Origin of the sequence: Hymenobacter guriensis, from assembly GCF_015773195.1 — a bacterium.
Lineage (GTDB): Bacteria > Bacteroidota > Bacteroidia > Cytophagales > Hymenobacteraceae > Hymenobacter > Hymenobacter guriensis.
On record NZ_JADWYK010000011.1, the window covers coordinates 1 to 12,889 of the forward strand.

The window sequence follows — 12,889 nt, forward strand, 5'->3', positions numbered from 1 at the left end:
TTGGATGCGCATTTTCTGGCCTTCGTTCATATTGCCGCAACTATACTCTGGTTGCGCGACTGTTAACACTTCCTAGTTAGAGAGGTATCGGAAGTTCTTGAGCCTAGAGTCGATTGGTGCTCCAGCCGTTGCCTATCACAACAACAAAAATACCGACGCGTACTTCCTACCTTACTCTTCTTCCAGCACCGTAAACTCCAGGGCCAGCGGGTCGAAAGCCTCCAGTAGCTGCGTAATAAACCCGGGATTGTTGATGAGGATGTTGAGGACGTTGTCCTGGCGCTCCTGCAGGTGGCCGCCGGGCATGAGCTTGTCCTTGAGGGCCGTGAGCTGCCCGTAGGCGGTTTCGTGCTTGGCCTCGGCGGCCTTGCTCAGGCGCTTTTCCAACCCGGCCACAATGCCCGTCACCTTCTGCTGCTCGGCGGCTACGGTGCGCACCAGGGTAGGGTCGAGACGCTGAGCCAAGTCGCTTATCTGCCGGAAGGCGGCGGCCAGCTGCTCCTGCTGCTCCTGCAGGCTCACTTCCTCCTGGCCCAGACTGGCGCCTACCTGCTTTTTCAGCTCGGGCAGCGGCCGGAAAATGTCCGTAGCCGTGAGGCCCAGCTTGCGCAGCTTGCCCGCGCTGGCCTTGCCTACGTACTGGGCCGAGTTGCGGGGCAGCAGAATAGGAAAGGGCACACCGTTTTCCTCGAACACGCCTTTCAGCTGAAACCAGTACGCCACCTCGGCCCCGCCGCCAATGTAGCAGAGGTTGGGCAGCAGCAGCTCCTGGTACAAGGGCCGCAGCACCACATTGGGGCTGAAGAACCCGGGGTGCGTCTGCGCCAGCTCCAACAGCTCCTGTTGGGTGTGGCAGCGGCTGGTGTTGCGCACGGTTATCTGCACGCAGTCCTGGGCCGCGTCGTACTCCAGCCGCTCCCGCTTGCCGGTGTCGGTGAGAAAGAACAGGTTGAGGGGGCGCGAGTACACCTGGGGCTTATAGCCAGCCGCTTCCAACTGGGCATTTGCTTCCTGCACCGCACGGTTGGAAGCCTGCTCCCGGATTTCTTTTTCCAGCACTGGCACCAAAGCCTGCTTTAGGTCGGGTGCATCAGCATCCAGGCTCACCAGCCCCAGCTCCCCGAACAGGGTGTGGGTAAGGCGGCGGGTGGCCTCGCTCAGCGTCCCCGACTGCTCGTAGGCTTCGCGGAACGCGGCGGGCACGTCGGCGGGCAGCTGGTCGAGCAGCTCTTCCCGCAGGCCCGTTAGGGGCAGGCGACCTACCGGGCCGCCGGTTTCGGGGGCGTTCCACTCGTACTGCTTGCCAAACAGGCTGAAGTGGTTGATTTCGGCGAAGTCGTGGTCTTCGGTAGCCATCCAGTACACCGGCACAAAATCGTACTGCGGATACTGGGCTTTAAGCTGGCGGGCCAGCTTCACGGCCGTCACAATCTTGTAAATGAAGTACAGCGGCCCGGTGAGCAGGTTAAGCTGGTGGCCAGTGGTGATGGTGAATGTGGTTTCCTTTTCGAGCAGCGCGAGGTTGGCCTGCACGGCCGGGTGTACCTCGGGCAGGGCGGCGTACTGCTCCCGCAGCGCGGCCACCAGCCGCTGCCGGGCCTCGGGCGTATAGGATGCCTGCTTTTCCTTTATTTGGGCGGCAAACGCTTCCAGCGTGGGAAAGCGGTGATAGAAGGGCGTGAGGGCTTCTTGGCGGGCCAGGTAATCGGTGAGCAGCGGGGAAAACGCGCCGGTAGCGGCGTAGCTCAGAGTCGAAACAGACATACGGGAGGAAAGATATTCGGCTATAACCGGCCAGCCGTCACAAAGTAACTGGGTATTTTCAGTTGTCCGTTGTCCGTTGTTCGTTGCCAGCTACTAATCAGGCCGTTAAAAGCAGTAGCTCCCGGTACTTGAAGTACTGGGAGCTACTGCAGAAAGCGTTGTGCCTTATCTATTCGCCACATCAGCCCGAAAACCGACAACGAGCAACGGACAACTTACACCAGCTTGCCATACAGGTCGAAGTCGGAAGCCTCGGTGATTTGCACCTGGGCGAAGTCGCCGAGGCGCACGTAGGTGCCTTTGGTGGCGGGCACCAGCACTTCGTTGTCAACCTCCGGCGAGTCAAACTGGGTGCGGCCCACGAAGTAGCCGCTTTCCTTGCGGTCGAAGAGTACCTTGTAGGTCTGGCCTACTTTCGCCTCGTTCAGCTCCATCGAAATGCCTTGCTGCAGCTCCATGATCTGGTCGGCGCGGTCCTGCTTCACGTCGGCTGGCACATCGTCGGGTAGGGAGAAGGAGTGCGTGTTGTCCTCGTGGGAGTACGTGAAAATGCCCAGCCGGTCGAAGCGGGTTTCTTCCACGAAGTTGTAGAGGTCCTCGAAGTCTTGCTGGGTTTCGCCGGGGTGACCGGCAATGAGCGTGGTGCGCAGGGCAATGTTGGGCACGCGCTGGCGGATGGTGTCCACCAATTCCACGGTGCGCCGCTTGCTAATGCCGCGGCGCATGGTTTTCAGCATATTGTCGGAAATATGCTGCAGGGGCATATCCAAGTACTTGCAGATGTTTTCCCGCTCGTTCATCACGTCCAGGGCGTCCATCGGGAACTGTGAGGGGTAGGCATACTGCAGCCGGATCCAGTCGATGCCATTCACGTCGGAGAGGTTGCGCATCAGGTCAGCCAGCTTCCGCTCGCCGTAGTGCTGCAAGCCGTAGTAGGTCAGGTCCTGGGCAATCAGAATCAGCTCCTTGGTGCCCATGCTGGCCAGACGCTTGGCTTCCTTCACCAAGTCTTCGATGGGCCGGTCCATGTGCTTGCCGCGCATGAGCGGGATAGCGCAGAACGAGCAGGGCCGGTTGCAGCCCTCGGCAATCTTGAAGTAGGCGTAGTGCGCGGGCGTGGTCAGCAGCCGCTCGCCCACCAGCTCGTGCATGTAATCGGCCTCCAGCTTCTTCATGAGCTGGGGCAGCTCCAGGGTACCAAAAAAGGCATCTACCTGCGGAATCTCCACCTCTAGGTCGTCCTTGTAGCGCTGCGACAGGCAGCCCGTCACGTAGAGCTTCTCCAGCTTGCCGGCTTCTTTTTCGTCGGCGTAGCGCAGAATGGTGTCGATGCTTTCCTGCTTGGCGTTGTCGATAAAGCCGCAGGTGTTGATGATGACGATATTGGCGTCGCTCGTGGCGGCTTCGTGCGTGACGTCGAAGTTATTAGCGCGCAACTGCCCCATCAGCACCTCCGAGTCGACGAGGTTCTTGGAGCAGCCCAGGGTAATGACGTTGACTTTATTGGCCTGCTGGCTTCTTACTTTCATGCTGCGTGAGTTGGCGGGCGGGCGGACAATTTCTTAGAAGTGAGAAACTTGCCCGCCTGGAGCCGCGGCGAATTTAGGACCGCAAAGGTACGAACCCGGCAACGCCTTTTCCTACTCCGAACGTTCCTTTCGCTATGCGCAGCCGGCGTAGCACCGCTCAGGCTTTATAGCCCCCGCCCACCCGTGAGTATGCTATACACACCCGGTACCAAACGCCGCAACACCGCCCCCAGCAGCACGGCCAAGAGTACAATAGCCAAGGGGAGCAGCAAGAACACCAGCAGGTTCTGGCCAGGCCAAGCGCGTAGGGCGGCCTCCGTGGCGTAATTGGCCAGCGGCACATGCAGCACATAAATCATGAAGGAGAAGCCCGTGAGCCAACCAAACCAAGGCCAGCGCATGGCGGCCCGCACCAAGCCGTCGGCGCCAAACCACATGACCAGCACGCCCAGAGCCTCTGCCGTTTTGTGTAGAAACAGCATCAGCAGGAAGGGCGGGTGCTCGAAGTAAAAGGCCAGCCAGGTTTTCACGGCCAGTAGCAGCACCTACACCGCCGCAAACAGCGCCAGCCGAAACCAGCGCGGGGGCGCCAGCACGTTGAACTCCGTTTTGCGGAGCCACACGCCCAGGGCGAAAAACACCAGCCCGGTCCCCTCAAACAGGGGCGGAATGCCAAACTCCGTAAACCACAGCAGGCCCGCAACGGAGAAATAAACCCAGGGCCCGCGCTCCACCGCCTTGCGAATCCACGGGTAAGCCAGGTTGTACACCAGCAGGCTCCGCAGAAACCATAGCTGAAAGGGCACCGGCACCAGCAGCCACCGCAGCAGCAGTTCCCCGGGACTATAGCCACTTACCAAGGCATTGCCGGGGCCGAAAATGCTTAGCTCGGCACTCAGCACCAGTTGGCGGGTAGCAGGATACTGCTCCAGCGCCCAGGTGAAGGCCAAGCCAAAAGTGCTCCATAGCAAATACGGCAGCAGCAGGGTACGCAGGCGCCGCTTCACGCGCACCCGGTGCGGGGCGCTGGCGTCGTGGTGGGCAAATAGGTAGCCGGAAATAGCAAACAGAATGGGAATGCGGAAGCGCAGCAGCCCATTTGCCAGGAAGTACTGCACAAAAGTACCCGGTGAAAGGGCCTCGTCTACGGGCGTCCAGGGCTGCAGGTAGCGGGAGTGCAGGTTGTAGGCGTGCACGTACACCAGCAGCACCATAGCCACCAACGACCAAAGGCGGAGCTTCTGGCTAAGGAAGGAGTCGAGGGGAGCGGGTGCCAGGGCAGAAGCGGGAGGAGGTAGGGTAGAAACAGGCTGCATACCCGGTAGATGGCCGCTTACGGGAAAAGCGTTGCCTGTTTGGCAAATAATTCACCCAGTACGCTTTGCTTTAGGTCAGATACGACAAAGCCCCCGCATCTGCATGCAGGGGCTTCGTTGTATGGTATGGGCTGATTAGGCTGTGCTACTTCTTGAACAGCGAGTTCACAAACGTGTGCCGGTCAAACAGCTGCAGGTCGGTCATCTTCTCTCCTACCCCGATGTAGCGCACGGGCACCTGGAGTTGGTCGCTGATGCCGATAACTACGCCGCCTTTGGCCGTGCCGTCGAGCTTGGTAATGGCCAGGGCCGTCACTTCGGTGGCTTTGGTAAACTCCTTTGCCTGCAGGAAGGCATTCTGGCCGGTGCTGCCATCAAGCACCAGCAGCACCTCGTGGGGCGCGTCGGGAATTACCTTCTGCATCACGCGCTTGATCTTGCTCAGTTCGTTCATCAGGTTCACCTTGTTGTGCAGGCGGCCGGCCGTGTCGATGATAACCACGTCGGCGCCCAGCTCCACGCCTTTTTGCACCGCGTCGAAGGCTACGGCGGCCGGGTCGGTGTTCATGCCGTGCGAAATAACCGGCACGCCCACGCGCTGCCCCCAGATGATGAGCTGATCAACGGCAGCGGCCCGGAAGGTATCGGCGGCACCCAGCACCACCTTTTTGCCGGCGCTGTGAAAGCGGTGGGCCAGCTTACCGATGGTGGTGGTTTTGCCTACGCCGTTCACGCCCACCACCATAATCACGAAAGGCTGGCCGGGGCTGTCGGCGCGGTCGAGGATGGCGCGGGAGCCCGTAGCGCCGCTGTTGCGGTCCAGCAGCTCCACTATTTCCTCGCGCAGGATGCGGTCCAGCTCTGAGGTGCTCACGTACTTGTCGCGGGCCACGCGTTTCTCGATGCGGTCAATCACCTTTACCGTGGTATCGATGCCCACATCGGCGTGCACCAGCAGGGTTTCGAGGTCGTCGAGCACGGCCTCGTCCACGGTGCTTTTGCCCACCACGGCCTTGCTGAGCTGGTCGAAGAAGTTGGTTTTGGTTTTCTGCAGGCCCTCATCAAGCGCCTGCTGCTGTTCCTTGCTTTCCTTGTCCTTCTTGAAAAAATCGAAAAGTCCCATGTGCTAGTGCGTAGTGCCTCGTTGTTGGTGCTTCGTGGTGAAAACGCTACCCAAGCAAGCATAAGCCCGCTTTTTGGACGTGTTAGTACGAAGCACCACCAACGAAGCGCCAAGCACTATAAAAACCCTTAACACGCAAAAAAGTCCCACGCTGGCGGGACTTCTTCACTTCGGTAGGAATGCCACGGGGGCCCGAATTACTTAACGCCGGTGGCGAGGTAATCCTGCACTTTATCAACGGGCACCATTTCCTCGCGGAAGGTATAGGCACCGGTTTTCTCCGATTTCACGGCGCGAATCACCTTCGCCCAGTCTTTGCCGGTAGCCGTCTTCAGGGTTGCTACTACTTTCTTAGCCATTGCTCAGGTTACTTAATTTCCTTGTGAACGGTCATCTTCCGGAGCACGTTGTTGAATTTCTTCAATTCAATACGCTCAGGCGTGTTCTTACGGTTCTTGGTGGTGATGTAGCGCGAGGTGCCCGGCTGCCCCGAGTTCTTATGCTCAGTGCATTCAAGGATTACCTGCACCCGGTTGCCTTTCTTTGCCATCTCGACGGGGTTTTTGGATTAAGGACTGCAAAGGTAAGAGGCTTTTTGGAAATGTCAAACAGTTGACAGCTAAATGGCTGAATTGTTAGCGTATTAAATGGTTTGTTAGCTGCATAGGTATGTGGTCAAGTGGCTGCGTAGTTTGTCATAACAAGCGGTGCGAAACCACGATAAACTATGCAGCCACTCAACCAGATAACCATTTAACACTACAGCTTTGGCAGTTTGAAGTCGTCCAGTGCGCTCTTCTTAGCCATCATCTTCTCGATGTCGGCCACGGTGCGCGGTGCCTCAGCCGACAGGTTTTCCCAGCCCGTAGGGGTAATCAGCACGTCGTCTTCGATGCGCACGCCGATGTTCCACCATTTCTGGTCGCAGGGGCTGCCTTCGGGAATATAAATGCCGGGCTCCACGGTAATGACCTGGTTGGCCGCCAGCGGGCCGTACGTGCCCCGGTCGTGCACATCGAGGCCCAGGTAGTGTGAGGTGCCGTGCGGGAAGTAACGACGGGCCTCTTCCGGCTTCTGAATAATGCCCAGCTTGATAAGGCCATCGGCAATGATTTGCTCGGCAGCTTTGTGCGGAGCCCGGAACTCGGCCCCGGGCTTGCAGGCCTGGAAAGCGGCTTCCTGAGCCGCCAGCACCAGCTCGTAGATCTGCCGCTGGGCCGGGCTGAACTTGCCGGAGGGCGGCACGGTGCGCGTCACGTCGGCGGTGTAGCCGTGGTATTCGGCGCCGCAGTCCATCAGCAGCAGGTCGTTTTTCACCTGGGGCTTATCGTTGGTGATGTAGTGCAGCACGCAGCCGTTGGCGCCGGCGCCCACAATGCTGGGGTAGCCCTCAAACTCGGCGCCGTATTTCTTGTATACGTACTCGTGCAGGCCCTGAATTTCCATTTCGCCCATATCGGGGCGCACGGCTTTCATTACCTCCTGCTGGCCCACGGTGCTGATGCGGATGGCTTTCCGCAGGTGCTGAAGCTCCTCTGGGGTTTTGGCTTGGCGCAGCACATCCAGCGCGTCGTTGAGGGCAGCATTATCGTAGCGGCTGCTGGGGCGGGCGGCCAGGGCCTTTTCCCGCTCAGCGTCGGTAGTGGCTTTCAGGTAGCCCTGCACGTAAGCATCCTGGGCCAGGGCGGGTATTTCCTTGCTTAGGTTTTCGAGGTAGCCTTTGATGTTGGCCGCGTTGCTTACGCCGTAGCGCTGCATGGTGCGGTACAGCTCTACCTGCTTCGGGTTGAAATCATTGGGAATACCGGCCTGCTGCCGGAACGTGGCCACGAGGCTGAACAGGTCGGCGGGGTCGGTGGAATCGTCGCGCACGTCGGCGGGCAAATCGGTGAACAGCACCGTACCGAAGTCAGCCCACCGGATGCCGGCACCCGCAAACGTCTTATTATCGGCCGTGTACTGCAGCTTGAGTTGCTCTTTGGCCCCGGCGGCACCCAGGCGGCGGCCGGTCCACTGCTCGCGCTGGGGGTTGCGGGGCTGCACAAACAAGGCCTCGGTAATGCCCGCCTGCCCGCCCACCGTCTGGGGCTCCTTGAACAGTACCAGCATAGCCTCCGGCTCGTCGTAACCGGTCAGGTAAAACAGGTCGGGGCTTTGGTGGTACTGGAAGTCAACGTCGTTGGCGCGGTTGCGCACCGGCGCCGCAAACAGCACCGCCACCGACCGGGCCGGCATGGTCTGGCGTAGCAATTCGCGCCGCTGCTTATGAAAAGCGGGGTCCAGAAAATCGGCGGGGCGGTCGGGGCCGGCGGCGCGCTGGGCGGAAGCTACCGGCGCTGCGGCAGCAAACAGACTGGCAGCCAGCAGCAGCCGCACTGACGTGGAGAGTAGAGAGTGAGCCATAGTGAGGGCAAGGACAACTACCGGCCCCCGTCGTTGCGCGGAGGCGGTTCGCCGGGCGCAAGAAAGCGAAAAATTGCCCCACCAGAACTAGCTGACAACAACAACGCGAAGCACCCGCAGAGTAGATTCCTTTATCAGGAAAAAACTCCGCGGGTGCTTCGCGCTTGGTTAAGCTGCTTTATTTCTGCCGAAGGCAGAAGAAGCTAGTAAACGATGAAGCCCTGCTCTTTGGCCTTCTTCAGCACCGACATGATGCCGTTCTTGTTGATGGTGCGGATGGTGCTGGTAGCCACCTTCAGCGTCACCCAGGCGTCCTGCTCGGGGATGTAGAAACGCTTCTTCTGCAGGTTCGGGTAGAACTTGCGCTTGGTTTTGTTGTTGGCGTGCGAAACGTTGTTGCCTACGCGGGTACGCTTGCCGGTCAGATCACAAACTCGGGCCATGATATCTAGGAACTTGAAGGTGTCAATACTGGAAAAGGGACGCAAATATCGGTATATCTTCGACAGTAACAAACCCACGGGCTGAAAAATAGCAGGTTAGCCGTTGAGGTGACAGGTAATAAGGTGACACGTGACAGGTAAAAAGTGACAGGCAATACCTATTGAAAGGCTTTTTCACCTGTTACTTATTACTTTTCACTTGTCACTTTCTTTCGCCAGGGGCAGTGCCGGCAGCCGCTGCCGCAGCAGTAGCCGCGCCGCCGGTGGTACTGCTCGGTAAAGACCAGATAGCCTTCGGGCGTGTAGTAGAAGTCGCCGGGCTGCAGGGGTTGGGGCGTGGAGGCTGGCATAGGAAACAGCCGCAAGATACACCCGAGGCCGGAGTTTACGGGAGGCCGTTTATCTTACGAAGCCTTTCGCCGCCTCTCCCGCTTTGCCATGCAATACCAGGAATTTGCCCCCTCCCCCGCTCTGGCGCCGCTGGTTGTTCGCTACTGGCAGTTCCAGGTTCCTGAGTCTACCACGCCACAGCCCGTTCAACACACGGTGCTGCCCGATGGCTGCGTTTCCCTGGTGTGGATGAAGCCGCATCCGCTGGCCCCGCCGGAAGTGGTTTGGGCCGGGCCGCGCACGCAGAATTTCCAGTTGATGGTATGGCCCGGCAGCACCTTCGCGGGTATCAGGTTTGTGCCGGGCATACCCTATGCTCTCTTTGGGCTGGATATGGCGGCGCTGAAGAATGCGTCAGTGCCAGCCGCCCCCTGGCTGCAACAGTTCCCGGCTTTACGGGCGCTGGCAGACCAGCTGGCTACCACCCCTCTGCAGCCTACGGCCCTGGATGAGCTCCTGGCTGCCTGGCCGCCGGTGCCTACTGATCAGCTGACACAAAGCCTCGTCGCCAGGATCCTTACTACTCACGGCAAGGTGCGCATAAGCGAACTGGTGCAGGCGGCTCACCTCAGCGAGCGGCAGGTGCAGAAACGGTTCAAGCAGGCCGTAGGGCTTACCATGAAGGAGCTGGCCCGCATCCGGCGCCTACGGGCAACGGTCATTCAGCTGCTGCTGGCTAAAAACGAATACTTCGGCACCCTGGAAGAAGCCGGCTACTTTGATCAGGCTCACTTCAGCCACGAGTTCACGCAAAGCGCCGGCACCTCGGTGCGGGCGTTTCAGAGCTACATCGAAGGCATAGAGCACACCGACGTAACCGCCTAGGCTCACTGCTCTCGATTTCAAACGACGGTTTTTTACAAGCCTGACGGCATCGGTTGGTTGTAGTATTGTGGCCGGTTCTTCACATTTCTCTTTACTACATGCGCATTCTATTTCTCGTTTTGGCCGCTCTGTTGTTTGCATTGCCTTCCTGGGCGCAGTCGGCTGCGCCCACGGCCGCGGCCCGCTTGCAGCCTTTTCTATTTTTGGAAGGCGACTGGCAGGGCGAAGGCTGGATTCAGCTGGGGCCTAGTAAAAAGAGTGAGTTCGTTCAAACCGAAACCGTGCGGCGGAAGCTGGGCGGCAGCATCCTGACGATTGAGGGCCTGGGCGTCGACAAAGCCAATCCGCAGCGCACTATTCATAATGCCTTTGCCACTATTGCTTACGATGCCGTTTCGGGTACGTACCGGATGCGCGCCTACAGGGCTGATGGCGCTTATACCGACGCCCTGGCTACGCTCAACGCCGATGGTAGCATGACCTGGGGCTTCGAGTTCCCCGCTGCGGGTAAAGTGCGCTTTACTATTCGACTAAATGAACAGGGGCAGTGGCATGAGAAAGGCGAGTTTTCCCGCGACGGCGCCCAGTGGTATCAGAATTTTGAAATGACCCTGCGGAAGGTCTCCAAATAAGGCCGTTGCCTGCCCGTATTTTCCAGCGCCCATTAGAGGCCGGGCACCCGAGGCCCGGCCTTTTTGCGTAGTTTTGAGGCCACCCATTTTGCCCTTCTAACCCCACCTAGTATGGACGCTACCGCCACTACCGCCGCCCGCAGCCAGGAGCTGATGGCCCTCGAAGACCGTTATGGTGCCCACAACTACCACCCGCTGCCCGTGGTGCTCAGCCGGGGCGAAGGCGCGTTTCTGTGGGATGTGGAGGGCAAGCGCTACTACGATTTTCTCTCGGCCTACTCGGCCGTCAACCAGGGCCACTGCCACCCGCGCATCATTGGGGCCCTCACCGAGCAGGCCCAGAAGCTCACCCTCACGTCCCGCGCTTTCTTCAACGACCAGCTGGGGGCAGCCGAAAAGCAGCTGTGTGAGCTTTTCAACTACGACAAGGCCCTGCTGATGAACTCGGGCGCCGAAGCCGTGGAAACTGCCCTGAAGCTGGCCCGCAAGTGGGGCTACCAGGAGAAAGGCATTGCCCCCAACCAGGCCCGCATCATCGTGGCCGAGCACAACTTCCACGGGCGCACCACCGGCATCATCTCCTTCAGCACCGACCCCGACTCTACCGGCGGCTTCGGTCCCTACGTGCCCGGCTATCAGGTGGTGCCCTACGACGACTTGGCCGCGCTGGAAGAAGCCGTGCAGGACCCGCACGTGTGCGGCTTTTTGGTGGAGCCTATTCAGGGTGAGGCCGGCGTGATGGTGCCGTCGGATGGCTACCTGGCTAAAGCGGCGGCCATCTGCAAGGCGCACAATGTGCTGTTTATTGCCGATGAAATCCAGACTGGCCTGGGCCGCACCGGGGAGCTGCTGGCCGTGTGCTACGAAGGCGTGCACGCCGATATCTTGATTCTGGGTAAGGCCCTGAGTGGAGGCGTGCTGCCAGTGTCGGCGGTGATGGCCCGAAACGAAATCATGCTCACCATCCAGCCGGGCCAGCACGGCTCTACCTTCGGCGGCAACCCGCTGGCCTCGGTGGTGCTGCGCGCAGCTCTGGATGTACTGCTGGACGAGAAGCTGACCGAAAATGCCCGCGCCCTGGGGGAAGTGTTCCGGGAGCGGATGCGCCGCGTGCAGGCCAAGCGTCCCGAAGTGGTGGAGCTGGTTCGCGGCAAGGGTCTGCTGAACGCCGTTATCATCAAACCCCACGCCGACGGCCGCACGGCCTGGGACGTGTGCGTAACGCTGATGGAGCGCGGGCTGCTGGCCAAGCCCACCCACGGCGACATCATCCGGTTTGCCCCACCCCTGGTCATCACCGAGGAGCAGCTGCACGCCGCCTGCGACATTATCGAGGAAGTGATTCTGGCATTCTAAGGGTTCAGTTATTTGGTTTCCAGTTGTCCGTTGTCAGTGTTTGTATAAGAACTGCCTGACAACAGGCAACTGGAAATTAAATAACTGAGTAGTTTCCCGGACTAAACATGGATTTAACTCAGGAAGTTAACTAGTTCACCGGGTAGCGGAACGGTTTGGGCGAAAAGGGTAGTTAGACAGCCGCAAAGCTGCGTAGCTTTGTAAGGTCTTCACTGCTTTTCACTGGCTATGTCAACTCGTTACTCGCTGCTTTTGTGCGCCTCCATTCTGATGCTGGGCAGCTGCCAGAGCTCCAAAACCGCTTTTCAGCGGCCTTCAGGCCAGGCCGTAGCCAGTACCACGGCTGTGATGATGCACGACTCGCAGGGCCCCGAGCCTACCCGCGTGCTGCTTTCCCCTGAACCAGCTCCGGCCGCCAAGCAGCTGGATAAGTAGCTTTTTTTACTGAGCTTATAACAGCGCGCCGCGTTGGACTTTTTCGGGTCCGGCGCGGCGCGCCGGCGTTCGGCCCAACGAGGCGCGGGCGGGTTGCGTACCTTGGCGCCGTACTCTTCTCCCCTATTCTATGCCTTGCACAGGTACTCGCCGGATGTGGCAGCGCGCCGGTTTCTTTGCCCTGCTACCCTTGCTGCTAATGGGCTGCCACAGCCAGCAGGCGGCTTTCTCGTTCCGGCCCGCCCCCCTAGCAGCCGTGGCGCCCGCTGGTATGCCGGATAGCCAGCCGGCCGCGCCGTTGCTGGAAGCTTCCGTGGCGCCGGCGGCGGCGCCTACCGTACGGCATTCCTTACCCGCCCGCCTGGTGTTGCCGCGTCGCGTGCTGGCCGCCCGGCCCGCTACTCCGGCCGTGCAGGCCGCTACCGCCACGGCGCGGCCGCAAAAAGCGCCGCACCGCAGACTGGCACCCACGGGCCGGGAGCACGACACACTGCATCTGGTGCTAGGCGGATTGCTGGTGATTGGCGGAGTGCTGGCGGGGTTGCTGCTCGGCGGCTGGCTGGGCCTGGGCGTGGGCGCGCTGATTGTGCTACTGGGCTATTACTTCCTGGTGATGGGCATCGGGGGCAGCCAAGCCTGGCGGGAAATCTTCCAGGAGTTCTTTAATATGTAG

15 protein-coding genes are annotated in these 12,889 nt (G+C 59.9%); 5 read left to right on the top strand and 10 right to left on the bottom strand.

What is annotated here, in order from left to right; genetic code table 11:
- Positions 1–171 precede the first annotated feature (171 nt).
- The 10 genes from bshC to I5L79_RS16390 all read right to left on the bottom strand — a co-directional run bounded on the left by bshC (position 172) and on the right by I5L79_RS16390 (position 8,928).
- Positions 172–1,764 carry a bacillithiol biosynthesis cysteine-adding enzyme BshC gene (gene bshC, locus I5L79_RS16345; protein ID WP_196956148.1) on the bottom strand — a complete coding sequence of 531 codons (1,593 nt, stop codon included), beginning with the start codon at positions 1,762–1,764 and terminating at the stop codon, positions 172–174.
- 215 nt (positions 1,765–1,979) lie between these two features.
- On the bottom strand, positions 1,980–3,293 hold the full coding sequence (gene rimO / locus I5L79_RS16350) for a 30S ribosomal protein S12 methylthiotransferase RimO (RefSeq protein WP_196956149.1): 1,314 nt from the start codon (positions 3,291–3,293) through the stop codon (positions 1,980–1,982).
- Positions 3,294–3,457: 164 nt separating this feature from the next.
- Complete coding sequence (locus I5L79_RS16355; RefSeq protein WP_196956150.1) at positions 3,458–3,823, bottom strand: hypothetical protein; 366 nt, start codon at positions 3,821–3,823, stop codon at positions 3,458–3,460.
- Positions 3,824–3,838: 15 nt separating this feature from the next.
- The gene (locus tag I5L79_RS16360) at positions 3,839–4,609 is read right to left on the bottom strand and encodes an acyltransferase family protein (protein WP_196956151.1); all 771 of its coding nucleotides are present in this window, start codon (positions 4,607–4,609) and stop codon (positions 3,839–3,841) included.
- Between the two features lie 145 nt (positions 4,610–4,754).
- The gene (gene ftsY, locus I5L79_RS16365) at positions 4,755–5,732 is read right to left on the bottom strand and encodes a signal recognition particle-docking protein FtsY (protein ID WP_196956152.1); all 978 of its coding nucleotides are present in this window, start codon (positions 5,730–5,732) and stop codon (positions 4,755–4,757) included.
- Between the two features lie 197 nt (positions 5,733–5,929).
- Entirely contained in the window at positions 5,930–6,091 is a 162-nt protein-coding gene (locus tag I5L79_RS16370; protein ID WP_149069607.1) for a DUF4295 domain-containing protein, read from the bottom strand.
- Between the two features lie 8 nt (positions 6,092–6,099).
- On the bottom strand, positions 6,100–6,282 hold the full coding sequence (gene rpmG / locus I5L79_RS16375; protein ID WP_019946888.1) for a 50S ribosomal protein L33: 183 nt from the start codon (positions 6,280–6,282) through the stop codon (positions 6,100–6,102).
- 209 nt (positions 6,283–6,491) lie between these two features.
- Positions 6,492–8,135: an aminopeptidase P family protein gene (locus tag I5L79_RS16380; RefSeq protein ID WP_196956153.1), complete on the bottom strand. Its 1,644-nt coding sequence runs from the start codon at positions 8,133–8,135 to the stop codon at positions 6,492–6,494.
- 203 nt (positions 8,136–8,338) lie between these two features.
- On the bottom strand, positions 8,339–8,578 hold the full coding sequence (gene rpmB / locus I5L79_RS16385) for a 50S ribosomal protein L28 (protein ID WP_044003635.1): 240 nt from the start codon (positions 8,576–8,578) through the stop codon (positions 8,339–8,341).
- Between the two features lie 188 nt (positions 8,579–8,766).
- Positions 8,767–8,928, bottom strand: coding sequence for a DUF5522 domain-containing protein (locus I5L79_RS16390; RefSeq protein WP_196956154.1), 162 nt, complete (start codon positions 8,926–8,928; stop codon positions 8,767–8,769).
- 88 nt (positions 8,929–9,016) lie between these two features.
- Between I5L79_RS16390 and I5L79_RS16395 the strand changes: the two genes are divergently transcribed.
- The 5 genes from I5L79_RS16395 to I5L79_RS16415 all read left to right on the top strand — a co-directional run bounded on the left by I5L79_RS16395 (position 9,017) and on the right by I5L79_RS16415 (position 12,889).
- Positions 9,017–9,793 carry a DUF6597 domain-containing transcriptional factor gene (locus I5L79_RS16395; protein ID WP_196956155.1) on the top strand — a complete coding sequence of 259 codons (777 nt, stop codon included), beginning with the start codon at positions 9,017–9,019 and terminating at the stop codon, positions 9,791–9,793.
- 98 nt (positions 9,794–9,891) lie between these two features.
- Positions 9,892–10,425 carry a hypothetical protein gene (locus I5L79_RS16400; RefSeq protein ID WP_196956156.1) on the top strand — a complete coding sequence of 178 codons (534 nt, stop codon included), beginning with the start codon at positions 9,892–9,894 and terminating at the stop codon, positions 10,423–10,425.
- A gap of 111 nt (positions 10,426–10,536) precedes the next feature.
- The gene (gene rocD, locus I5L79_RS16405) at positions 10,537–11,781 is read left to right on the top strand and encodes an ornithine--oxo-acid transaminase (RefSeq protein ID WP_196956157.1); all 1,245 of its coding nucleotides are present in this window, start codon (positions 10,537–10,539) and stop codon (positions 11,779–11,781) included.
- A gap of 228 nt (positions 11,782–12,009) precedes the next feature.
- Positions 12,010–12,216 (top strand): hypothetical protein, encoded by a 207-nt coding sequence (locus I5L79_RS16410; RefSeq protein WP_196956158.1) that lies wholly within the window; start codon positions 12,010–12,012, stop codon positions 12,214–12,216.
- 130 nt (positions 12,217–12,346) lie between these two features.
- Positions 12,347–12,889 (top strand): hypothetical protein, encoded by a 543-nt coding sequence (locus I5L79_RS16415; protein ID WP_196956159.1) that lies wholly within the window; start codon positions 12,347–12,349, stop codon positions 12,887–12,889.

Bases quoted from the DNA above. Each gene is read 5' to 3' on its own strand.
- bshC (WP_196956148.1), bottom strand. From the start codon at position 1,764: ATGTCTGTTTCGACTCTGAGCTACGCCGCTACCGGCGCGTTTTCCCCG.
- rimO (WP_196956149.1), bottom strand. From the start codon at position 3,293: ATGAAAGTAAGAAGCCAGCAGGCCAATAAAGTCAACGTCATTACCCTG.
- I5L79_RS16360 (WP_196956151.1), bottom strand. From the start codon at position 4,609: ATGCAGCCTGTTTCTACCCTACCTCCTCCCGCTTCTGCCCTGGCACCC.
- ftsY (WP_196956152.1), bottom strand. From the start codon at position 5,732: ATGGGACTTTTCGATTTTTTCAAGAAGGACAAGGAAAGCAAGGAACAG.
- I5L79_RS16370 (WP_149069607.1), bottom strand. From the start codon at position 6,091: ATGGCTAAGAAAGTAGTAGCAACCCTGAAGACGGCTACCGGCAAAGAC.
- rpmG (WP_019946888.1), bottom strand. From the start codon at position 6,282: ATGGCAAAGAAAGGCAACCGGGTGCAGGTAATCCTTGAATGCACTGAG.
- I5L79_RS16380 (WP_196956153.1), bottom strand. From the start codon at position 8,135: ATGGCTCACTCTCTACTCTCCACGTCAGTGCGGCTGCTGCTGGCTGCC.
- rpmB (WP_044003635.1), bottom strand. From the start codon at position 8,578: ATGGCCCGAGTTTGTGATCTGACCGGCAAGCGTACCCGCGTAGGCAAC.
- I5L79_RS16390 (WP_196956154.1), bottom strand. From the start codon at position 8,928: ATGCCAGCCTCCACGCCCCAACCCCTGCAGCCCGGCGACTTCTACTAC.
- I5L79_RS16395 (WP_196956155.1), top strand. From the start codon at position 9,017: ATGCAATACCAGGAATTTGCCCCCTCCCCCGCTCTGGCGCCGCTGGTT.
- I5L79_RS16400 (WP_196956156.1), top strand. From the start codon at position 9,892: ATGCGCATTCTATTTCTCGTTTTGGCCGCTCTGTTGTTTGCATTGCCT.
- rocD (WP_196956157.1), top strand. From the start codon at position 10,537: ATGGACGCTACCGCCACTACCGCCGCCCGCAGCCAGGAGCTGATGGCC.
- I5L79_RS16410 (WP_196956158.1), top strand. From the start codon at position 12,010: ATGTCAACTCGTTACTCGCTGCTTTTGTGCGCCTCCATTCTGATGCTG.
- I5L79_RS16415 (WP_196956159.1), top strand. From the start codon at position 12,347: ATGCCTTGCACAGGTACTCGCCGGATGTGGCAGCGCGCCGGTTTCTTT.